Source organism: Neptunomonas japonica JAMM 1380 (assembly GCF_016592555.1).
Classification (GTDB): Bacteria; Pseudomonadota; Gammaproteobacteria; order Pseudomonadales; family Balneatricaceae; genus Neptunomonas; species Neptunomonas japonica_A.
This window is the reverse complement of sequence record NZ_AP014546.1, coordinates 2,820,220-2,841,386: the sequence shown is the minus strand read 5'-3', so window position 1 is coordinate 2,841,386 and position 21,167 is coordinate 2,820,220. Positions and strand designations below refer to the sequence as shown.

Sequence of the window (21,167 nt, the reverse complement as noted above, 5' to 3'; positions counted from 1 at the left end):
AATCCTTACTGTATCGTTTCTGCGTATGCTTGTTCAGTTGTATTTGGGGCGCGTTTCCCTAGGAAGCTATAAACTGTTGGGATAACAAATAATGTCATCAAGGTGCCAAATAGCATTCCTCCGACAATAACCCAGCCGATCTGTTGCCGAGATTCGGCACCAGCACCAACGGCCCATGCTAACGGTAATGCACCTAAAACGGTAGCGCCGGTCGTCATTAATATAGGGCGTAAACGCAATGTGGCGGCTTCCATTATGGCTTCGCGTACATTGTGTCCTTGTTCCTGAAGTTGGTTCGCAAACTCAACAATCAGAATACCATGTTTAGCGATCAAACCAATCAACGTAATGAGACCAATTTGGCTATAAATACTCATGCTTCCTCCAGTGTAGTACAAAGCAAAGAGGGCGCCGAATATGGCGGGTGGAACTGAAAGTAAAATAATGAATGGGTTCCTAAAGCTTTCAAATTGAGCGGCCATCACTAAGAAAATAAAAGTAAGAGCTAATACAAAAGTCATCTGTAGGCTATTACTAGAATCTTTAAATTCTCGTGATTGTCCACCAAAGTCTTGTGATGCTTCAGGTGCTACTTCCTGTAAGGTTTTTTCCAAGAATTCGAGTGCTTCGCCAATACTAAAGCCTGGTGCTAGCATGGCTTGTAGTTTAACGGCTTTCACCTTATCAAAGTGGTTTAGTTCCCGAGGTGCTACTGTTTCAGTGACACTTGTCAGGTTAGACATCTGAATCATGTCTCCTCGATCACTGCGTACATACAGGTTTGATAAATCAGCAGGGTTATCACGTTGCTGTTTTTGAACCTGCACAATGACATCGTACTGATCACCTTCTTTTTTGAAGCGAGTAACATCACGGCCCGCTATATAGCTTTCTAACGTGCGACCTATACGCTCAATTGGAACCCCGACTTCGGACGCTTTATTACGGTCGATATCAATATGAAGCTCTGGTTTGTTAAGCTTCAGGTCGGTATCTGGCTGAACAAACATTGGGCTTTGATAAACTTTGGCGAGCACTTTGTCTGTGATGGCTTTCAATTCGTCGTAAGTGCCATTGGATTTGATAATGAACTCAACAGGGCGAGAGATAATGCTCTGTCCTAATGAGGGTAAGTTCATCGCAAATGACATATTACCGGTAACGCCACCGAACAGTTTAGGGGTAAGCTCTGCAGCGATATCTTGCTGTTTCCTTTCGCGTTCATCCCATGGTTTTAAGCCAAGGAATGCAAGAGAGTTAGTTTCAGATGGAAAGCCAACCACGGTGAAGTAGCGGTTGTGTTCTGGTACCGTCGATATAATACCTTCAACACCTTTGGAGTACCGGTTTACATAATCAACAGATGCACCATCAGGGTTGATTGAAAATGACATGATAGTACCGCGATCTTCTACTGGTGCGAGTTCCTTGGGTAATAAATCATAGTAATACCAAGCACCTGAAGCGCTGGCTACCATGATGATGGCGGCTAAAAAGCCGTTACGTAATAACTTGTTAAGCAGTGCTTGATAGCCATTAGTAATGTTGTTGAGCAACCGCTCAATAAAATTAAAGATGAATGAGTGCTTTTTCTCATGTTTAAGCATTTTTGAACCCATCATGGGCGAAAGCGTCAAAGCAATGAATCCGGATATGAGCACGGCGCCGGCCAAGGTTAAAGCAAACTCAGTAAATAGCTTTCCAGTTCTTCCTGGGGTGAGTGCTACGGGTACATAGACAGCAACCAATGTTAATGTAGTAGCAATAACGGCAAACCCGACTTCACGGCTTCCCACAAATGCCGCTTTAACAGGCGACATTCCATTTTCGACATGCCGAAAAATGTTCTCAAGCATGACGATGGCATCATCCACTACTAGCCCTATAGCTAACACCATCGCTAGTAATGTAAGTGTATTGATGGAGTAATCCAATACATACATGACAGCAAACGCACCCACTAACGAGAGTGGAATAGTAACTACGGGAATTAAGGTGGCGCGTAAGTTACGTAAGAAGAAAAATATAACGATAACAACGAGAATGCCGGCTTCAATCAGTGTGGTAAATACGGAGTCAATTGATGCTTGGATAAAGATAGATGAGTCATAAGCGACATTAACTTGCATGCCTTCAGGCAAGATCTGCTTAATGCGCTCCATCTCAGCTTTAATGCCATTGGATACATCTAAAGGATTGGCTGTGGATTGCTTAACGATACCCATCGCAACAGCATTTTTACTATTGTAACGGCCGATAATACGCTCTGATTCAGGTGCGATTTCTACAGTCGCAACATCTTGAATACGAATGGGGTAGTTGGCATCATTGCGAACGATAACCTGTTCGAACTGCTCAACCGTATTTAAGTCGCTGTTAGTTAGGACGCTAAACTCACGTTCAGCGCTTTCTATTCTACCTGCGGGTACTTCAAGGTTTTGTGCTCGCAATGCTGACTCAACATCAACCGGAGTCATGCTATAAGAGGTCAAGCGATCAGGATCCAGCCAAACACGCATAGAGTAGCGACGCTCACCGGCAATAAGGATGCTGGCAACACCAGGTACAGTTTGCAAGGGGTCTTTGACGCGCTTATCAGCGAAAGAGGATACTTCCATTGGTGTGTGACGATCAGATGAAAATGCCAGCCAGATAATGGGCTGTGCATCTGCTTCAGATTTAGCAACGATGGGCTCGTCTATATCATCAGGTAGTGCACCACGGACTCGGCCGACACGGTCGCGTACATCGCTGGCTGCGGCATCCGGATCACGATCAAGTTTAAAGTTGATCGTGATCTGGCTCTTTTGTGAGCGGCTGATCGACGTCATAAAATCGATCCCCTCAATACCTGAGAGAGAGTCTTCAATAATTTGTGTGACCTGAGTTTCAATAATAGAGGCGCTGGCACCGGAGTAGTTCGTTTCTACGGTAATGACAGGCACATCAATTTTTGGGTATTCACGAACGGTAAGCTTGTCATAAGAAATGACGCCGACTAAAAGCAGCATCAGGCTCATGACCATTGCGAGTACCGGGCGTTTTATACTGATATCGGATAAAACCATGAGCGTTTAGCCTTCCTGTTTAGGAGTATTCTTGGATTGTGGGAATATAGGCGTGATTGGCATTCCCGGGCGTAGTTTTAAATGTCCTGCAGTGACGATGACATCGTCTGCATTTAAGCCGTTCAGTATTTGTACCTGGTCGCTTTGTCGCACGCCTAGAGTGACAGGAACCATGGCAACGCTATTGTTTTCATCCATACGCATAACAAGGAAAGCACCGTTGTTTGGAATAATAGCTTCTTCGGGAACGAGGAGGGCGTTGTTATCTGCACTTAATAAGACGCTAATTTTACTGAACAACCCAGGGCGTAATTGGCCAGACTCATTATTAACAATAGCCTTGATCTTAATGTTATGACTGCGGGCATCAGCAACAGGAGAAATAGCATATATCTCACCACTGAAGCTTGCCTGCGGGTAGGCCGCTACATTCAGAGAAACAGTTTGGCCGGTTTTTATTTGGCTCAATGCTGTTTCAGGTAGGCTGAATTCAACTTTCATTTTGCTAATGTCTGTCAGTTGAACGAGATCTTGGCCTGAGGTTACATAATCGCCGGGGCTTACATTTCTTAATCCGATGACGCCATTAAAAGGTGTTTTGATAGTCATTTTCTTTAAGAGTGTTCTGGCAACCTCTAGTTGTGCTTCATCAACACGCAATTGTGCCAGTGTCGTATCTCTATCATTGACAGAACCTACGCGTTTTTTGAGTAGTTTTTCAGCTCGCTTAAACTCATTAAGGCTGAGGCTAACGCGTGCTTTGGCTTGAGAAACCTCGGCACGATAAGAGTCTGCATTAAGCTCGAATAAGGTGTCGCCTTGTTTTACCGCATGGCTCTCTTTAAACAAAATTTTTGTAATGAGGCCGTTTTGTTCTGGGCGAATGACGACGCTTTCCCATGCTTCTAGCGTCCCGACTGCTTTAAGCTCATGACGAAGTGTTTCGGTTTGTACTTTGACCACTTCTGCTGGTAAACCGCCTGGTTTTTCTGCCGCCGTGACTAACATGGGGGTTGTGGAAATCAGTAGTAGTGTGGTGATTAACCACTTTCTTTTATGATTAAACATGTGTTTTCTTTCCATTTAGTGGCGGTAAAATATGATTCCAATAAAGGTCTAGTAGTTCTCGTAATGGTGCTGTCGAACTTTCTACTTTCATGCGCAGTAGTGCGCCTTGCCAGCTATCCCAAAAAAGGTGTGCTAGCTGTTGAGCACTAAGATCGTTGCGGAGGTCTCCATCTACTTGGCATTGTTGAAAATCCTTTTCTATCGCTTGTAAAACATCAGATGTTGAGCGGCGAATCGCTTCTTTAAATGCATGCGAAGCATTGCCTAGTTCACCTGATAGATTGGCAATTAAACAACCAAAATGCTCTTTTTCAGACTCAAATTCTTGAATTTCCCTTTCGAGCATTACGCGCATTTTTTCAAACTGTGGGCAATTCAATTTGGAGAACTCAACTTCCCAGCGTTCGCACTCTATTGAGTGATAATGATCGATAATCTCAACAGCAAACTCTTCTTTGCTACCAAAAAAATTATAGAAGGAGCCCTTAGATACCTGGCATGCTTTCAGAATGGCGGTTAACCCAGTTCCGTGATAGCCCTGTTGGTTAAAGAGTTCCATGCCTTTTTCTAATACTTGTTGGCGACTATGTTCGGGGCGTCTACCTTGATTCATATTTAACTAGACCGGTCGTTCTAAATTTAAATTGTATTGTACGCGGATAGGAATGAGACTCAAGCAGATGGGGGATGTAAATTGTTGTTTTTTAGCAACAGACTGTTGATTGTTGCAGGATTAAAAACGCCGGAAAAATCCGGCGTTGAAGATGATTAACTATTTAAGAAAGCGTATTAGGCTTTTAGTGCTGCTTTTATACGGCCAATGGCATCTTCTAAAATACTCATGCTCGTAGCAAAAGAAAGACGCATGTTGCCGGGGGCACCAAAAGCAGAGCCAGGTACCAGAGCAACACCAGCATCGTTCAGCAAAAATTCGGCAAGCTCTATGTCATTATTAAAGCGATCGTCGTTATCGATTATTTGCTGAAAACTTGGGAAAGCGTAGAAGGTACCATCGGCAGGGATGCACTCAACACCTTCGATCTCGTTTAATGCAGACACTACATATTCATGGCGTTCTCTAAAGGCAACTACCATTGTATCAACACAGGCATTGCCGCCTTCAAGAGCCGCTTGCGATGCTACTTGGGAGATAGATGATGGGTTGGATGTGCTTTGTGATTGCACTTTTTTCATGGCGCCTATCAGTTTAGCTGGACCTGCCGCATAACCAATACGCCAGCCAGTCATCGAATAAGCTTTTGAAACACCGTTTAGCACGATGGTGCGGTCATAAAGCTCTGGGCAAGCATTTAGAATGTTGCAAAATGGTAAGTCGTTAAAACGAATATGCTCATACATATCGTCAGTAGCAACGAGTATGTTAGGGAATCGTTTAAGTACTTCGCCAAGCTCTTTTAGTTCTTCCAGCGTATACGCAACCCCTGTTGGGTTAGATGGGCTGTTTAATACGACTAGACGGGTGCGATGAGTAATCGCTTCTTCCAGCTGAGCTGCCGTGATTTTGAAGCGCTGCGCTTGAGTCGTAGTAATGACGACGGGTTTACCGTTAGCAACCAGTACCATGTCAGGGTATGAAACCCAGTATGGTGCAGGGATAATAACTTCATCACCGTCGTTGAGTAGTGCTAGAGACAGGTTGAAGAAGCTTTGTTTTCCACCGCAAGAAACCAAGATCTGATTAGCTTCATAGTTTAAGCCATTATCATTCTTAAACTTGTTAATAATTGCATTTTTCAGACTTGGTGTACCATCAACAGCCGTGTACTTAGTGAAGCCATTATGGAGGGCTTCAATAGCAGCATCTTTAATATGCTCGGGAGTGTCGAAATCCGGCTCGCCAGCGCCTAGGCCAATAATATCTTTGCCTGCAGCGCGCAGTTCAGCTGCACGGTTGGTTACAGCTAATGTAGGAGAAGGTTTAATGCTGTTAACACGATCTGAAAGTTGGACGTCCAATTCATAGTCCTCTATGAAAAAATTAAGGAAAGTCGCTAAATAAAGCGGAAAAATTATACAGGATTAGGCATATGCAAAACATCAAAAAACCTAATATTTAGTCGTAAAAATCCTCAGGTTTTAATTTAGAAAAGATAATGATCCGTGAGGGATGCTGAGAAGGGGTGTTTGTTATAGATCCAATAACCAAGACGTTAAGGATTTGAGTGGGTATACTAGCGCGTTCGATTCTTTGGCGCACGCGATCAACAGATAGCAGGGTATTATGAAAGAACGTTTCAAAGTTAACTCACCTTTTTCACCCGCTGGCGATCAGCCAGAAGCCATTAAAGGGCTTGTACAAGGGATCAATGACGGATTGGCTGCACAAACCCTGTTAGGTGTGACTGGTTCTGGTAAGACATTTACGATCGCCAATGTAGTTTCAGAAGTGCAGCGACCTACAATTGTTTTAGCGCACAATAAAACATTGGCGGCACAGTTATACGGTGAGTTTAAAGAGTTCTTTCCTGATAATGCCGTAGAGTATTTTGTATCTTACTACGACTACTATCAGCCAGAGGCCTATGTCCCTTCTTCAGATACATTTATAGATAAAGATGCATCGATTAACGAGCATATTGAGCAGATGCGCTTGTCAGCTACTAAGGCGCTGCTGGAGCGTAGCGATGTTATTATCGTAGCAACGGTATCTTCTATTTATGGTCTGGGTGATCCCGAATCATATTTATCGATGATGTTGCATCTAGATCGCGGTGATGTGGCTGATCAGCGTAAGATTTTGCGTCGCTTAGCTGAGCTGCAATACAAGCGCAATGATGTGGAATTACACCGTGGGACATATCGCGTACGTGGTGATGTTATTGACGTTTTTCCTGCAGAGTCGGAAAGAGACGCGCTACGTATTGAGCTGTTTGATGATGAAGTTGAGAACTTAAGCTACTTCGACCCTTTAACAGGAGAAGTGCTGCGTAAGGTTCCACGCGCCACGGTTTATCCTAAATCGCATTACGTTACGCCGCGTGAAATCTTAGTAGAAGCGGTTGAAAAAATAAAAGTTGAGCTGCATGAGCGCCTCACGTTTTTAAAAGAGATCGATAAATTGGTTGAGCTGCAGCGCTTAGAGCAGCGCACCATGTACGATATGGAAATGATCATGGAGCTTGGCTACTGCTCAGGCATTGAAAACTATTCGCGGTATTTATCGGGACGTGAGCCAGGTGGAGCGCCACCTACTCTGTTTGATTATCTGCCTGATAATGCGCTGGTGGTTATTGATGAGTCACATGTCACTATTCCACAGCTTGGAGCGATGTATAAAGGTGACCGCTCACGTAAAGAGACTCTCGTGGAATATGGATTTCGTTTACCTTCTGCATTAGATAACCGTCCTCTACGCTTTGAAGAGTGGGAAAGCCTAGCACCGCAAATGATTTTTGTTTCTGCTACTCCAAGTAGATATGAAGCGGCAAATGCTGGGCAAATTGTCGAGCAAGTGGTACGCCCAACAGGCTTAATAGACCCCGTTGTTGAGATACGTCCTGCCTCTACTCAGGTCGATGATCTGTTAGAAGAGATAAACAAGGTTGTTGTCGATAACTGCAGAGTTATTGTGACCGTATTAACTAAACGCATGGCAGAAGACTTAACAGAGTATCTAGCAGAACATGGTGTTAGGGTGCGTTATGTACATTCAGATATAGATACCGTTGAGCGTGTAGAGATTATTCGTGATTTGCGTATCGGTGAATTTGATGTGTTGGTAGGTATTAACTTATTAAGGGAAGGGATTGATATGCCCGAGGTTGGGCTGGTGACGATTCTTGATGCTGATAAAGAAGGCTTCTTGCGTTCAGATACTGCTTTGATTCAGACCATAGGGCGAGCAGCCCGTAACATTAATGGACGTGCAATCCTTTACGCTGATCGAATTACAGGCTCGATGGAACGCGCTATTGCAGAGACGGACAGGCGCCGTGAGAAGCAAGTCGCACATAATGAGCGACATGGGATTACACCCAAAGGGATTACTAAATCTGTTGCAGATATTATGGAAGGTGCTTCTACCATTCCAGGCCGAAAAGCGGCGCGTACGGCGAAGAAAGTGGCAGATAAGGCCGGTGATTTTGAGTTTGATCCAAGCACAATGACTACCAAGCAGCTGGTTAAAGCGATGAGTCAACTAGAGGATAAAATGTATGAAGCATCTAAAAATCTTGAATTTGAACTGGCCGGTCATTACAGAGATCAGCTAGAGCAATTAAAACATGCCGCTATTTGATGCTTATTAAAGAAAGGCAGGTAATGCTTACGAATGGACCGCTGAGTTTAGTTCAGGAAAGTCTTTAGCAAATCTTATAATCCATTCGTGAGCCGCATCTTCGCTACTTAATGTTCTGCCTTCGTCATGCTTTATTTCTTGACGGTATTGCTCGATATGACAAATCTGCTCAATCATTCTTACAGCATAAGCGGTTGCCGGATCATCAAACACTAACCCGGTACGAAAGTTTCCATCTCTTTCAGGGATGCACCATGCGACGTGTCCAGACGCTTTGAAAGCAGGGTCCTTAATGGCAATTTCAATCTCAAGGGCTGTGCCGATAGCGTAAAAATCCTCAGTAGAGAGGCTGATGCCTATCCTTCCGGAGTGACTCGCTGTATTTGGAGAAAGGATGTTCTTAGAGCAGAGTGAGATCTGAGCGGGGATGTCATTAGGATGACGAATGTAACCGTGCGTTAGATCAGAAGCCATAATATGCACCTATATGCACTTAGATGTGGGCTAAAATTGGCTTGGTGTTTGACACCAAACGTTTGAAACAATGACCACACATAGTAAATCGGCTATTTTTCATTCAACTTTAATACAAAATATAATACACCAGCTTAACGAATGATGAGCAGCGCACTATAGTCTAAAATACAGCGTATTATAGACGTTAATGTTGCGGTAACTACGTAGGCCCCCTCCTGATTACTACGTAAAACTGGGTACAAAAGTGGAACAACAATCTAAGGTCAGGCAGGATACGCTGAGTTTTAAACATAAGGCGTTCATTATGCCACTTAAACTCAAAATACTTACGCTGGCTTTATTACCGCTATTATTGGTTACGGGCATCATCACTTTGATGAGCGTTAAGCAGTCGCAATCTCTCTCTGAACTTGAAATAAAAACATTTGAACAAAATTTGTTGGCTTCTAAACGAAGTGAATTACAAAACTACGTTGGGTTAGCGTTAACCTCTATTGATCATGTTTTGAATGCATCTTGGCTACATGACTTTGAGGCGCAGGAAGAAGTAAAACGTATTCTTGATAGTTTAACCTACGGCGAAGATGGTTACTTTTTTGTTTACGATGCTGATGGCGTTAACTTAGTTCATCCAGCGCAACCTGAGTTGGTTGGACAAAACTTGTTCGACCTTCAAGATGATAATGACACCTACGTTTTTCGAGATCTATTTGCCGTTGCCAAGAGAGGCGGCGGTTTTCATCGTTATGTATGGCGTAAGCCCTCAAAAGGTGGCAATGAAGATAAGCTAAGTTATGTAGTTTTGTTGCCTGAATGGGGCTGGATGGTAGGTACGGGTTTATACGTCGATGATATCGCCAAAGAAGTAGCCAGAGCCCGGCAAGAAGTGACATTAAACATACGTAATACTTTTTTTACTGTGTTGGTTATCACGGCAGCAACGGCAATTATTATCGTGATGATAGGTATTGCTATTAACGTGCATGAAAGTCGGTTAGCTGATGCTCGTTTGCGTCATCTCGCGCATAAATCAGTGCAATTCCAAGTTAGCCAGCGGCGCCGTTTTGCCAGAGAACTTCACGACGGTATTAACCAGTTAATGGTCTCGGTTAAATTCCGAGTAGAGTTGGGTATTAATAAAATAAAAAAGGGTGATGAGAGTGCCATTCAAGATCTTTCAAAAGGGATGGATGTGCTCAATCAAGCGATACAAGAAGTGCGTTTGATCTCTCATGATCTGCGCCCCAGCCTGCTTGATGATATGGGACTAACCTCAGCGCTTAAAAGCTTACTCGATGAGTATGAATCACGAACAGGGATTATGGTAGAAACGGACTTGGACTTCCCGAAAACGCGCTTGCCTGATGATATAGAGATCACTTTGTACAGAGTTATTCAGGAAGCGCTGTGTAATATAGATAAACACTCCGGTGCAGATGAAGTGCGTTTGAAGACATGGGTACAAGGAAAGTACGTGTGGGTATCGCTAAAAGATAATGGAGATGGGTTTGATATCAAAAGCGCGGTGCTTAAAGAAGGTATTGGGTTACGTAACATGCATGACAGAATAGAATTGTTAAGTGGTGAATTTGTACTAACCTCTGAGGTAGGTCAAGGCACTCAACTGCGGGTAAAGCTACCTTTAGTGTAAAGATGTATGGGGAATAGGATGATACGGGTTTTACTGGTAGATGATCACCCTTTAGTTCTGGATGGTATAAATGCTTGTTTATCCAGCCAAGAGGGTATAGAAGTTGTCGGGCAAGCAAATAATGGTCTTGAAGCATTGGAGCTTGCAGAAGCACTCATACCAGACGTTGTCTTGATGGATGTTTCTATGCCTGTAATGAACGGCTTAGAAGCGACTAAAGAGCTTAAAATACGCTTCCCCGATTTTCGAGTGTTGATATTATCAATGCATGAAAACCGTGAATATATTCTGCAGCTGATTCAGTCCGGTGCAGCAGGTTATGTCTTAAAAGATGTATCCTCTGAAGAGCTCGTAAAAGCGATTGAAGTGGTGCACCAAGGTGGAACCTATTTTAGCTCACGTGCATCAGAAACGCTGGTAAAACATTTTGATTCAGGGCGCCGCCACGCAGTTATAGATGACTCGCGCCCGAACCTGACAAAGCGAGAAGAAACAGTACTCAAGCTATTAGCAGAAGGTGGCAGTAATAAAGATATAGCGCGCCAGCTTGATATTTCAGTGCGTACGGTTGAAACGCATCGCCAGAATATAAAACAGAAATTGAATATACAAACTGCCGCAGGTTTGGCGAAATATGCCATTGAAAATGAGATCGTATAAAAAAAAGATGAAAAGTGAAAAGAAGCACTTGCGTCCGCCTCCCGCATCACTATAATACGCACCACACTTTAGGACTATAGCTCAGTTGGTTAGAGCGCTACCTTGACATGGTAGAGGTCGGCAGTTCGAATCTGCCTAGTCCTACCAGATTCTACAATGAAAACAGCTGCTTACGAATTGTATAAAGTAGTTGTTCTTATTTATGATTCTTCGCATTATCTATGCTTGGGATCAAGTGGTCTTTTATGATCATACGCCGGTATAGCTCAGCTGGTAGAGCAACTGACTTGTAATCAGTAGGTCCCGAGTTCGACTCTTGGTGCCGGCACCATCTTTATATTTTTCACGTAATCTAATCTCTATATGTAGCTTTTAGCAATCTAATCCTTTCAGCAAAGTATTCCTGATAAGTGATTCCTGAGGCTCGCCGAATGCATCCTAAATTAGCCTAGTTCATCATTAACACTACGGCCTGTTATATAGGCATTGTAAGCAAGTAGTGGGTTTAGCCTGAACGTAGAGTAATAGATCAGGCAAAGGGTTGTACGTATTCATACCATGATTCAGTGTGTTTTTGAGTGCGATAACGTTCGAATCAGTCATCATTGTTCTAGGATAACTCATTGAGAGGTGAGTATGTTTTAGTTATAGTAAAATGGATCTACTATAATAATAAACACGGATTACATATCCCATGATGCGAAAAGCAACCTCTTCTGGTGGTTGGATTATTGCTATTTCTCGGGCGCTAGATGACGCCGGGTGTGATAGCAATGAGTTGTTTTCCCAGGTAGGACTCGACCTACATCACGCCACAGATCCAAACAGCCGATTTGATGTTAAAAAGATGGGACAGTTGTGGGATATTGTTACGACTCAAACAGGTAATGAAGCTATTGGGCTTAGTGTTGCCTCTTATATTAAACCCACTACTTTTCATGCTCTGGGATACTCTATTTGGGCGAGTGAAACATTAAAGGATGCTCTACAGCGGCTGGTTAATTATGGGCGGATGGTGAGTAATGCAGGAACGCTTGAGTTGGTGTGTTATGGAGATGTGTACAGTATTCGTTTTCAAGTGAACCAAGATGAACATGGTTACAAGTTAGTTGCAGATCAAGCTTTAGATGCGTTTATTGCATCAATGGTTGCTATCTGTAGAGAGTTAAGTGGTGCTGCATTCTCCCCAAAAGCCATGTTCTTAGAAAGGTCTGAGCCTACAGATTTAAAAAGTATGGCGGCCTTCAACGCGTTTTTTAATTGTCCAATTGAGTTTGGCGCGGCACAAACAATAATTGAGTTTGACTCAACAGTACTCGAAGGAACCTTGTTAACTGCAAATGCTGAGTTGGCATCGAAAAGTGATCAAGTTGTTATCGATTACCTCGCTCGTTTAGAGTGGAATGATATTGTTACGCAAGTGCAGGCGAAAGTGATTGAAATGCTCCCCCTAGGTGAGCCTTCTCAAGAGAAAGTCGCAAAATCCTTAAACCTCAGTTTACGTAATTTACAACGCAAACTGCAGCAAGAAGGTACGCATTACACCCAGGTGGTGGAAGATGTGCGTCGTGATTTAGCGAGACAGTATTTAGAGCAATCTCATATTACGATTAATGAAATATGTTACATGTTAGGGTTTGCTAACCTTAGCTCCTTTTGTCGAGCTTTTAAGCGCTGGACAGGCATGGCGCCTGGCCAATATCGCGCACAAAAATCAAACAAAGAATAAGCGCTTTCCCCCTTAGTTTTTATTTAATATTTCATGTGAGTGTGCGATTGGTCAAACTTTTGGCGTGCTCCGTAATAGACGTTATTTTGCTCTGCAGTAGAATCGAAGTATCACCTCTTCTTCTAATGGCATAGGTGAGATAGGTCAAACCTAGCTCATCATTTTGCTCATTTAGATAACAAAAACAAAATGAAGGTCAGGTTATGCATCATATCTATAGTTCTCGTTCGGTGGGCTCAGGACGCCGGAGTGTTACCCAACGGTTGCTGAGCCTCTCAGCAGCCATACTTATAAGTGTTTCTTTAAATGTAGAAGCTACCCAAGACGCTAAGCGGCCTAATATTGTAGTGATATGGGGTGATGACGTCGGCTGGTTTAACATCAGTGCTTATAACCGCGGAATGATGGGGTATAAAACCCCCAACATTGATCGAATTGCTAATGAAGGAATGCTCTTTACGGATGCATACGGTGAGCAGAGCTGTACAGCAGGCCGTTCGGCATTTATTACAGGACAGCATCCTATTCGAACGGGATTAACAAAAGTAGGCATGCCAGGTGCTGCTCGTGGATTGAAAGGTGAAGACCCAACCTTGGCTGAATTGTTAAAACCGCTGGGGTATATGAATGGCCAGTTTGGTAAAAACCACTTAGGTGACCTTGATGAGTTTTTACCGACTAATCACGGGTTTGATGAATTTTATGGCAATCTTTACCACTTAAATGCGGAAGAGGAGCCGGAGCATCCAGATTACCCTAAAGGCGAGGCTTTTAAGAAGCGCTTTGGCCCACGGGGAGTTATTCACTCCTACGCCGATGGTCGTATCGAAGATACGGGCCCTTTAACTAAAAAACGTATGGAAACAGTGGATAACGAGTTCTTAGAGGGTGCACTAGGTTTTATGGATAAAGCTCATAAAGCAGAAAAACCCTTCTTCCTTTGGTTTAACGCCACACGTATGCATGTCTGGACTCGCTTGAGTGAAAAATGGGAAGGTAAAACAGGCCAAGGAATTTATGCTGACGGTATGGCTGAACATGATGATCAAGTCGGCCAGCTATTAAGTAAAATGGATGAACTTGGTATTACTGAGAATACGATTGTCTTTTACTCTACAGATAATGGAGCAGAAGTGTTCTCTTGGCCGGATGGCGGAACCATTCCATTTCGCGGTGAGAAAAACACAACATGGGAGGGTGGTTTCCGTGTTCCCGCCATGGTGCGTTGGCCTGACCATATAAAGCCTGGAGCGGTATCAAACGAAATTATTTCTCACCAAGATTGGGTACCTACTTTAATGGCAGCAGTGGGTGAACCAAAGATTAAAGAAAAATTAAAAGAAGGTCATACGGCAGGTACAAAAAACTTTAAAGTACATTTGGATGGCTATAACCAGTTGCCGTATTTAACAGGTGAGTCGGAGAAGGGAGCCCGCGAAGAGTTCTTTTACTTTACCGATGATGGAAAGTTGTCAGCGGTACGTATGGGCGATTGGAAAGTGATGTTCTCTGAGCAGCGTGCGCACGGCTTAGAAGTGTGGCGAGACCCTTTAATTCCACTGCGTTTACCTAAAATATTTAATTTGCGACGTGATCCGTTTGAAAGAGCCGATATTGAGTCTTGCTGTTACGAGCGTTGGTTTGCTGACCGTCTTCCGTACTTATATAAGGCGCAGGCAACAACAGCTGGCTTCTTATCAACCTTTAAAGAGTACCCTCCTCGTCAGCGCCCGGCTAGTTTTAGTGTTGATCAAATCGTTGAAAAATTTATGCAGTACGATAAATAAAATGTCTCTTAGCCCTATGCGTTTTTCAGAATCGTATTATGAGAAGCTAAATAATGGCTAAGAGAAATATCTTTGAGATAAAAGCATTCAAGGGTTGACCATGGACTTTGAAAAGACTGACATCGATGAAAGTATGCGTCCTTTTGATGCCGTTCAGCATCTTAAGAAACAGCTGTGTCGACAGGTTCTTGGTCAAGATTTAGTTATTGAAAGAGTTCTTATTAGCTTGTTATGCGATGGGAATTTATTGGTCGAAGGTTTACCAGGAACAGCAAAAACACGGGTCATTAAATCACTTGCTCAACAGCTTGATGCTTCCTTAGGTCGTATCCAGTTTACACCGGACTTGCTTCCTAGCGATGTGACCGGTACTGAGGTTTATCATCATGAAAAAGGGCGCGATGAATTGGTTTTTCAGCCGGGCCCTCTTTTTAATAACCTTGTTTTAGCAGATGAAATTAACCGTGCACCAGCTAAAGTTCAGGCTGCTTTATTAGAATCTATGGAGGAAAGGCAAGTTACGGTGGCTGGGTGCACTCATAAACTACCGCAGCTTTTTATGGTGTTAGCGACACAAAATCCGATAGAGCAAGAAGGCACTTACCCTCTTCCTGAGGCACAAATAGATCGTTTTTTGATGAAAGTCAGAATGGCTTTTCCAAATGATGATGCTGAGCGGGAGATCATGCATTTGATGCGTCAGGAGGAGGGGGGTAGCGGTCATGTAGTCGAGACAATCTCACAGCAGAAAATTTTTGCTGCACGAGAGAAAATTAGCCAAATCTATATGTCTTCGGCCATTGATGATTACATTATTGCTTTGATCATGACGAGCCGAAAACCAAGCCGTTATAGTGAAGAGCTGGCCAACCAGATTGAAGTAGGGGCGAGTTCTAGAGCGAGCATTGCTTTGGATCGTTGCTCGCGCGCTCATGCGTGGCTTCAAGGGCGTGATTACGTAGAGCCTGACGACGTTCGAGCGGTGGTGACCGATGTACTACGCCACCGACTTATTCTTAGTTACGAAGCTCAAGCTAACAATGTCGATGCAGATCAAGTGATTGCTAAATTGGTTTCACTGGTGCCTGTTGTATAGTTATTGTGCCGGAGGTAACACATATGGCGCTTACTTCAGATTGTATACCTCATTCAAATACGCAAGGCATTTATGTTAGTTTGCCTGAACTCCTCTTATTGAAAAGCCAAACCAAGTTTTCTTATCCCCTAATAAACTTGATGGCTAACCAGCAACAACCAGGCCAGATGAATACTCATCGACGTGGCCGTGGTCTGATGTTTGAAGAGTTAAGGCATTATCAGCCAGGAGATGATATCCGCCTATTAGACTGGAAAACAACAAAGCGTACCGGTCAGCCACATATCCGTGTGTTCACTGAAGAGCGAGAAAAACCCACTTATATTGTGCTTGATCAGAGGTCTAGTCTTTTTTTTGGCTCCCAACGGCAGATGAAATCGGTATTGGCAGCAGAACTGTTTGCTCTAGTCGCGTGGCAAACGCTTAAGGCTGGGGACAGGGTTGGGGCTTTTTTATGTTCAGAAAGTACCGGTTTATATAAGCCTCAGCGTAGTGAAAGAAATTTACTAAGCGTACTGAAAAAAGTAGAGCAGCTTAACCATGCATTGAGTGCAACAAATTCTGTCAATGGCGACAGCCTTAATGACGCGGTTAATAAGCTAGGGCGTTTGGCTTGTGGCGCAGAAGATATTTGGATTATCAGCGATCTAGAGGGACTTTCGGGGCTAAGGTCTGATTATCTTAACCCGCTGCTTCAGAAAAACAATCTACGAATGTTAATGGTCACTGATCCACTTGAAGAGAGTATGCCTGCTTGCCACCGATGGAGCTTTAGCCAAGCAGGCCAGTTTATTGAGTTAAATACCCATTCCCGCGAGCTAAGGAATAAATACGCTGAGCAGTTTTTGTCTGCAAAACAACGTATTCAATCATTAATTCTTGCCCCCAATACCTCATTTCTGGAACTGACTACCGCACTGACTTTACGTGAACAGGTCTTCACTGGTATGACACCTTCCGAGCGAAGGTTTCGCTCATGAAAGCGACTGATGTATACCAAAACCCTTGGTTAGATACCCTTAACCCCATACAGCTTCCTGAGCCTGTGGCTTTTTGGCCAGTGGGTATTATGTGGCAGTGGCTTGTTGTGATTGCAATTTTTTGGTGCATATCGGTGCTGCGTAAGCGTATTAACAGTTGGCGGGCTAATGCTTATAGAAGGGAAGCACTCAAAGAGCTCACTCAGTTAGAGAAGCGTATTGTAAGTAGAGAGTTTGATGAAGCAGCAATTAGGCAACTTCCAGTTTTGGTTAAGCGAGTATGCGTGTGTGCTGGATTGCCGGCCAGCGACGTTATAGCAGATAAAGAGATCTGGAAAAATTCAGATGCTTCAAAGAATAATAGGCATTCTCAATACAGGATGTGTGAAATGCTAAAGCGTTTAGCTTATGCCCCTCCTAGCCAAATAGTATTGATGACAAATGATGATATGGCTTGGCTGATCACGGCTATCCGAATGTGGATCATTGAGCATAATACAGCCCCAAAGAATGAACATAAGAGGGCTGATAGCGATGTTTGAACTGACGTTTGCGTGGGCTTTATTGCTGTTGCCTCTTCCTTGGTTAGTGAAATCATTTTTTCAGCCGCATGCTGCTGATATTGATGCGATACATGCCCCTTTCACACAGCGTTTATCGGATGCATCTGGCTTACCTCTTCAAGTGGTTTCTGTGCATCAACGTCGACCTATTCAACGTTGGTTGATGGGGTTTATTTGGATAATGGTTGTTTTTTCGATGGCGCGACCTGTGTGGCTTTTAGATGTGGTCAAATTTACAGAACCCACAAGGGACTTGATGATTGCTGTAGATATATCGGGCAGTATGGCGACTGAAGATATGGTTTCAGTACAAGGAACGCCGGTGAGTCGTTTAGATGTCTTGAAAACACTCTTGAAGCACCTAGTTATGAGCAGAGAAAGTGATCGGTTTGGGCTTATTTTGTTTGGTAGCGCGCCTTATTTACAAGTACCTTTTAGTCAGGATAAACAAATATTTATCCAACTATTAAATGAAAGCCAAGTGCCTATGGCCGGCCCTAAAACTATGTTAGGTGATGCAATTGGTTTAGCGGTGAAGCACTTTAAAAGTAGCCAAACAGAGCAAAAAGCCCTGCTGTTGTTCACAGACGGAAATGATTCAGGTAGTAAAGTCTCTCCATTAGAGGCCGCAGAGTTTGCAAAAAGAGCGGATATAAAGGTATATACCATTGCGATTGGCAATCCTGAAACTTTAGGCGAGCCTGCACTAGATCTTGGTCTGTTAAAGCAGATAGCGCAACTCACGCAAGGAGAGGCTTTTCAAGCCGATAGCCGGAACGAGCTTGGCACGCTTATGGGGAAAATTGAAGAGTTAGAACCCGATAACCAAAAGCTCAGCAGCTACCAACCTTTTCTGGCTTTATATCACTGGCCATTAGCGTTGGCGCTGTTTGTGACCTTATTGACTCATTCTTGGCTAGCGCTACAGCGCTGGAGTACACAATGAATGAGTGGTTAGCTCTAGACGTGGATATGCTTACAGGGCTCGACTGGCAAAGGCCGTTGTGGTTATGGGCGATGCTACCCGGATTAGTATTGATTCTGTGGCAGCGTAAACAGAGTATCGATGCGTCACAGTGGCAACGCTTTATCGCGCCATCTTTGTTGCAAGCATTGCGAGTACAGCAAAAATCTCCGCAAAAGCTAAACCTCTCTTGGTTAGCTTTCTTTACGCTATTGTGTTGGAGCGTCGCGTTAGCTGGTCCCCAATGGGGGGCGAGTGAAAGAATCCACAGAGAGAGAGCTCCGCTGGTCATTAGTTTATCTCTTTCTTCTGAGGGTTTGAGTGAGAGTCAGCAGGCAAAGAACGAGCCTGTTTGGCTATCGCTTATTAAGTTTAAAACAATTGAATTGCTTGAAAAAAATCGCGGTACACTTGTCGCGATTCAAGTCTTTGCAGGTAGCACTCACTGGGTATTACCGCTTACTAATGATACCAATAGCCTTATTTGGTATGTAAAACATTTAAACCCTAGCATTATGCCTGTAGAGGGATGGCAGCCAGAAAAAGCTCTGCTTCAGGGGGAAGAAATATTGCCCAAAGGGCAAGGCACTCAGCTGCTGATCACTCCATTCCACCCTAACTGGTCATCGTTCATAACCTTAAATCCGACTATTACACACCCCATTGATATCTGGCTGGTTGGTGACGCTCCGCAAAATATAGAAGCACCGGTGGGCATGCGTATGGCGCGTATTTACTTACCTAATAGTGCATTACCAAGTTTGGCACAACACTCAAGATCAAAGGTTGCAGTGCAAAAGCGTACTCAGGGCTCTGCGCAAGAGGGCATCGATCTGGGTTATTACGCCGTATACCCCATGGCAATGCTTTGCTTATTTTGGTTTAGGCGCGGAGTGCTTCTAAGATGGTGAAGCTAAAACCGATGCAAAAATATTGGGGAGTATGCCTCCTTGTGTTGGCGCTATTATGGCTGGCTGAGGGAGCTCCGTTAGGCCTCAATTTAGTAGGTACAGCCGACCAGCAAGGCGCTTATTATTATGAGAAACAAGAGTTTTTAACATCTGCGAGTCGTTTTAACAGCAGAGACTGGCGTGCGGCATCACACTACGCTGCGGGGCAATATGAACGTGCAGCTATGATCTATGGACGTATGAATAGCGCCGATGGTTTCTATAATCAAGGTAATGCCTTAGCACAAATGGCGTACTATGAGGTGTCTGCTTTGGCCTATCGAAAAGCGTTAGTATTAAAGCCTGATTGGCATCAAGCGCAAGAAAATCTTGCTTTGGTGCTGGTGTTGGCACATAAGCCTCAATCGGACCAAGAGCGCAAAGCAGGTGAGAAGGCGAGACTGGAAGCCGATAAATTAGTGTTTGATCTTGATAAAGAGCAAGCGAAGAAAGCAGAAGAGTTTCAGCCAGATGATATTTACGGCGGGTTGAGTAAAGACCAAATAGAGCAACTTTGGCTTAAGCGATTGAATGTTGATCCGGCAGATTTTTTGCGCCTGAAATTTGCCTACCAATGGCAGCGCGAGCAAATAAAGGGAGAGCAGTAGTGAACACTATTATGTCCTTTTTTCGGTACTTTATCTTATATGTTTTTGTTAATGAATTAGCCATTGGCGCGAATAAGCAGGTGCTTTTAGAAGTCACTCTAAGTAAAGGCATCAGTACTTATCAAGGGGAGCTACAAGTTCTTCAGGTGGATATCTTAACACCCACTTGGTTTAGTCGCGCTCCGCAGTTACCAGTATTAAAGATACCTAATGTTGTTGTGATACAACCCCATTCATTTGCTACCAACTTTACGCTGAAACGAGGTGGACAACAGTTTACCGCCCAGCGTTATGAATACTGGCTTTATCCACAATACGCTGGATTGGTTGTGATCCCTCCCTTTAATGTATTAGCTTGGCCAGCAGGGAGTAGCCACGGACAATCATTGGAGAGTTCATCTATCGTTTTCCAGACTGATGTTATACCTAATGCCGCGATTAATAGCTTAATTTTGGTGACTGATAAGGTAAAACTTACGGAGGCGTATCATTATCCACAAGGCGATTTATTAAGCGGCAGCGGTATAACGAGGGATGTTCATGTTAGTAGCCACAATGTACCAGGGAGTCTGTTCCCCGACTTATATAGCGAGCGACTAACGTCGCAGAAGTATGGTGTTTATCAAAGCGAACCGAAGCTATTTGACCAATCTGATCGGGAAGGGTTTATAGGCCATCGAAAAGAGCAGTACACCTATCTGTTATCCGAGTCTGGAGAGGTAACTTTACCCGCCTTGAATATACGTTGGTGGAACGCCACCGATAACGCATGGCATGTGGCTAGCTTGCCTGCAAAAACATTGCAGGTTTTGCCGAGCGCTGGGTATAGTTCAGCAGCACTTGATAAGTGGTCTTTATGGGGCAGGTTTAATATGTTAATTGGCGCTGGGTTATTTATTTGTTTACTTTTAGGAAGCTTGCTTTGGTTTAAAAAACGCAATCAAAGAGCAAGCTTATTAGTACAAAAAAAAGTACATAGTGAGAGAGCTCTTAGAGCACAAATCAAACGAGCAATTAAGCAACAGAGCTTGGCTGAGATCATTAAAAACTTTTATGTATGGTTAGGTGCCCAGCCAAGCTCTCGCACGGTTATAGCTAATAATTTCACAAGAAGGTCAGTAGCTAAGCCTGATGTTTTAGCCCAGGTTATATTCGCTCAGTATGCCAAACCGAATAACAAAAACTGTATGCCCGCAGTTGATTTTCGATCTTTAACGCGACAAATTAATAAAGAGATAAAAATCCGAGCGGGTCAAAGCGACCTTAAAGATAACCATGCTTTGCCACCACTTTACATAAAGGATTGAG

General features: G+C 43.7%; 17 protein-coding genes and 2 tRNA genes. 14 read left to right on the top strand and 5 right to left on the bottom strand.

Annotation, left to right across the window (positions count from 1 at the left end; all coding sequences use genetic code 11):
* Positions 1 to 5: 5 nt before the first annotated feature.
* The 4 genes from NEJAP_RS13255 to NEJAP_RS13240 all read right to left on the bottom strand — a co-directional run bounded on the left by NEJAP_RS13255 (position 6) and on the right by NEJAP_RS13240 (position 6,113).
* Positions 6 to 3,068, bottom strand: coding sequence for an efflux RND transporter permease subunit (locus NEJAP_RS13255; protein WP_201347692.1), 3,063 nt, complete (start codon positions 3,066 to 3,068; stop codon positions 6 to 8).
* Positions 3,069 to 3,074: 6 nt separating this feature from the next.
* Positions 3,075 to 4,136, bottom strand: coding sequence for an efflux RND transporter periplasmic adaptor subunit (locus tag NEJAP_RS13250; RefSeq protein ID WP_201347691.1), 1,062 nt, complete (start codon positions 4,134 to 4,136; stop codon positions 3,075 to 3,077).
* Positions 4,129 to 4,749 carry a TetR/AcrR family transcriptional regulator gene (locus NEJAP_RS13245; RefSeq protein WP_201347690.1) on the bottom strand — a complete coding sequence of 207 codons (621 nt, stop codon included), beginning with the start codon at positions 4,747 to 4,749 and terminating at the stop codon, positions 4,129 to 4,131. Before NEJAP_RS13245 ends, NEJAP_RS13250 begins: the two co-directional genes overlap by 8 nt.
* Before the next feature lie 176 nt (positions 4,750 to 4,925).
* Positions 4,926 to 6,113, bottom strand: coding sequence for a pyridoxal phosphate-dependent aminotransferase (locus NEJAP_RS13240; RefSeq protein WP_201347689.1), 1,188 nt, complete (start codon positions 6,111 to 6,113; stop codon positions 4,926 to 4,928).
* 265 nt (positions 6,114 to 6,378) lie between these two features.
* Between NEJAP_RS13240 and uvrB the strand changes: the two genes are divergently transcribed.
* Positions 6,379 to 8,394, top strand: coding sequence for an excinuclease ABC subunit UvrB (gene uvrB / locus NEJAP_RS13235; RefSeq protein WP_201347688.1), 2,016 nt, complete (start codon positions 6,379 to 6,381; stop codon positions 8,392 to 8,394).
* Between the two features lie 27 nt (positions 8,395 to 8,421).
* On the opposite strand, the gene NEJAP_RS13230 is transcribed toward uvrB, so the two are convergent.
* Positions 8,422 to 8,868 (bottom strand): PilZ domain-containing protein, encoded by a 447-nt coding sequence (locus NEJAP_RS13230; protein WP_201347687.1) that lies wholly within the window; start codon positions 8,866 to 8,868, stop codon positions 8,422 to 8,424.
* 307 nt (positions 8,869 to 9,175) lie between these two features.
* Between NEJAP_RS13230 and NEJAP_RS13225 the strand changes: the two genes are divergently transcribed.
* The 13 genes from NEJAP_RS13225 to NEJAP_RS13165 all read left to right on the top strand — a co-directional run bounded on the left by NEJAP_RS13225 (position 9,176) and on the right by NEJAP_RS13165 (position 21,166).
* Complete coding sequence (locus NEJAP_RS13225; protein WP_201347686.1) at positions 9,176 to 10,522, top strand: cache domain-containing protein; 1,347 nt, start codon at positions 9,176 to 9,178, stop codon at positions 10,520 to 10,522.
* Between the two features lie 18 nt (positions 10,523 to 10,540).
* Positions 10,541 to 11,182 (top strand): response regulator, encoded by a 642-nt coding sequence (locus NEJAP_RS13220; RefSeq protein WP_236590937.1) that lies wholly within the window; start codon positions 10,541 to 10,543, stop codon positions 11,180 to 11,182.
* Positions 11,183 to 11,252: 70 nt separating this feature from the next.
* A tRNA-Val gene (locus NEJAP_RS13215) sits at positions 11,253 to 11,329 on the top strand.
* A 108-nt stretch (positions 11,330 to 11,437) separates the two neighbouring features.
* Positions 11,438 to 11,513 (top strand) — tRNA-Thr (locus tag NEJAP_RS13210).
* 363 nt (positions 11,514 to 11,876) lie between these two features.
* Complete coding sequence (locus NEJAP_RS13205) at positions 11,877 to 12,911, top strand: AraC family transcriptional regulator (RefSeq protein WP_201347684.1); 1,035 nt, start codon at positions 11,877 to 11,879, stop codon at positions 12,909 to 12,911.
* A gap of 203 nt (positions 12,912 to 13,114) precedes the next feature.
* Complete coding sequence (locus tag NEJAP_RS13200; protein ID WP_201347683.1) at positions 13,115 to 14,698, top strand: arylsulfatase; 1,584 nt, start codon at positions 13,115 to 13,117, stop codon at positions 14,696 to 14,698.
* A 133-nt stretch (positions 14,699 to 14,831) separates the two neighbouring features.
* Entirely contained in the window at positions 14,832 to 15,794 is a 963-nt protein-coding gene (locus NEJAP_RS13195) for an AAA family ATPase (protein WP_201350633.1), read from the top strand.
* A 23-nt stretch (positions 15,795 to 15,817) separates the two neighbouring features.
* Positions 15,818 to 16,774, top strand: a complete 957-nt coding sequence (locus NEJAP_RS13190; RefSeq protein ID WP_201347682.1) for a DUF58 domain-containing protein — start codon at positions 15,818 to 15,820, stop codon at positions 16,772 to 16,774.
* Positions 16,771 to 17,316 (top strand): DUF4381 domain-containing protein, encoded by a 546-nt coding sequence (locus tag NEJAP_RS13185; RefSeq protein WP_201347681.1) that lies wholly within the window; start codon positions 16,771 to 16,773, stop codon positions 17,314 to 17,316. Before NEJAP_RS13190 ends, NEJAP_RS13185 begins: the two co-directional genes overlap by 4 nt.
* Entirely contained in the window at positions 17,309 to 18,283 is a 975-nt protein-coding gene (locus tag NEJAP_RS13180) for a VWA domain-containing protein (protein ID WP_201347680.1), read from the top strand. The genes NEJAP_RS13185 and NEJAP_RS13180 overlap by 8 nt, the downstream gene beginning before the upstream one ends.
* A complete protein-coding gene (locus NEJAP_RS13175; protein ID WP_201347679.1) occupies positions 18,280 to 19,212 on the top strand; it encodes a hypothetical protein in 933 nt (310 codons plus the stop codon). The genes NEJAP_RS13180 and NEJAP_RS13175 overlap by 4 nt, the downstream gene beginning before the upstream one ends.
* Complete coding sequence (locus tag NEJAP_RS13170) at positions 19,206 to 19,859, top strand: hypothetical protein (RefSeq protein ID WP_201347678.1); 654 nt, start codon at positions 19,206 to 19,208, stop codon at positions 19,857 to 19,859. Before NEJAP_RS13175 ends, NEJAP_RS13170 begins: the two co-directional genes overlap by 7 nt.
* Positions 19,859 to 21,166, top strand: coding sequence for a BatD family protein (locus NEJAP_RS13165; protein ID WP_201347677.1), 1,308 nt, complete (start codon positions 19,859 to 19,861; stop codon positions 21,164 to 21,166). The genes NEJAP_RS13170 and NEJAP_RS13165 overlap by 1 nt, the downstream gene beginning before the upstream one ends.
* Position 21,167 lies beyond the last annotated feature (1 nt).

Bases quoted from the DNA above. Each gene is read 5' to 3' on its own strand.
- NEJAP_RS13205 (WP_201347684.1), top strand. From the start codon at position 11,877: ATGATGCGAAAAGCAACCTCTTCTGGTGGTTGGATTATTGCTATTTCT.
- NEJAP_RS13190 (WP_201347682.1), top strand. From the start codon at position 15,818: ATGGCGCTTACTTCAGATTGTATACCTCATTCAAATACGCAAGGCATT.
- NEJAP_RS13180 (WP_201347680.1), top strand. From the start codon at position 17,309: ATGTTTGAACTGACGTTTGCGTGGGCTTTATTGCTGTTGCCTCTTCCT.
- NEJAP_RS13200 (WP_201347683.1), top strand. From the start codon at position 13,115: ATGCATCATATCTATAGTTCTCGTTCGGTGGGCTCAGGACGCCGGAGT.
- NEJAP_RS13225 (WP_201347686.1), top strand. From the start codon at position 9,176: ATGCCACTTAAACTCAAAATACTTACGCTGGCTTTATTACCGCTATTA.
- NEJAP_RS13230 (WP_201347687.1), bottom strand. From the start codon at position 8,868: ATGGCTTCTGATCTAACGCACGGTTACATTCGTCATCCTAATGACATC.
- NEJAP_RS13245 (WP_201347690.1), bottom strand. From the start codon at position 4,749: ATGAATCAAGGTAGACGCCCCGAACATAGTCGCCAACAAGTATTAGAA.
- NEJAP_RS13195 (WP_201350633.1), top strand. From the start codon at position 14,832: ATGCGTCCTTTTGATGCCGTTCAGCATCTTAAGAAACAGCTGTGTCGA.
- NEJAP_RS13175 (WP_201347679.1), top strand. From the start codon at position 18,280: ATGAATGAGTGGTTAGCTCTAGACGTGGATATGCTTACAGGGCTCGAC.
- NEJAP_RS13220 (WP_236590937.1), top strand. From the start codon at position 10,541: ATGATACGGGTTTTACTGGTAGATGATCACCCTTTAGTTCTGGATGGT.
- uvrB (WP_201347688.1), top strand. From the start codon at position 6,379: ATGAAAGAACGTTTCAAAGTTAACTCACCTTTTTCACCCGCTGGCGAT.
- NEJAP_RS13255 (WP_201347692.1), bottom strand. From the start codon at position 3,068: ATGGTTTTATCCGATATCAGTATAAAACGCCCGGTACTCGCAATGGTC.
- NEJAP_RS13170 (WP_201347678.1), top strand. From the start codon at position 19,206: ATGGTGAAGCTAAAACCGATGCAAAAATATTGGGGAGTATGCCTCCTT.
- NEJAP_RS13185 (WP_201347681.1), top strand. From the start codon at position 16,771: ATGAAAGCGACTGATGTATACCAAAACCCTTGGTTAGATACCCTTAAC.
- NEJAP_RS13250 (WP_201347691.1), bottom strand. From the start codon at position 4,136: ATGTTTAATCATAAAAGAAAGTGGTTAATCACCACACTACTACTGATT.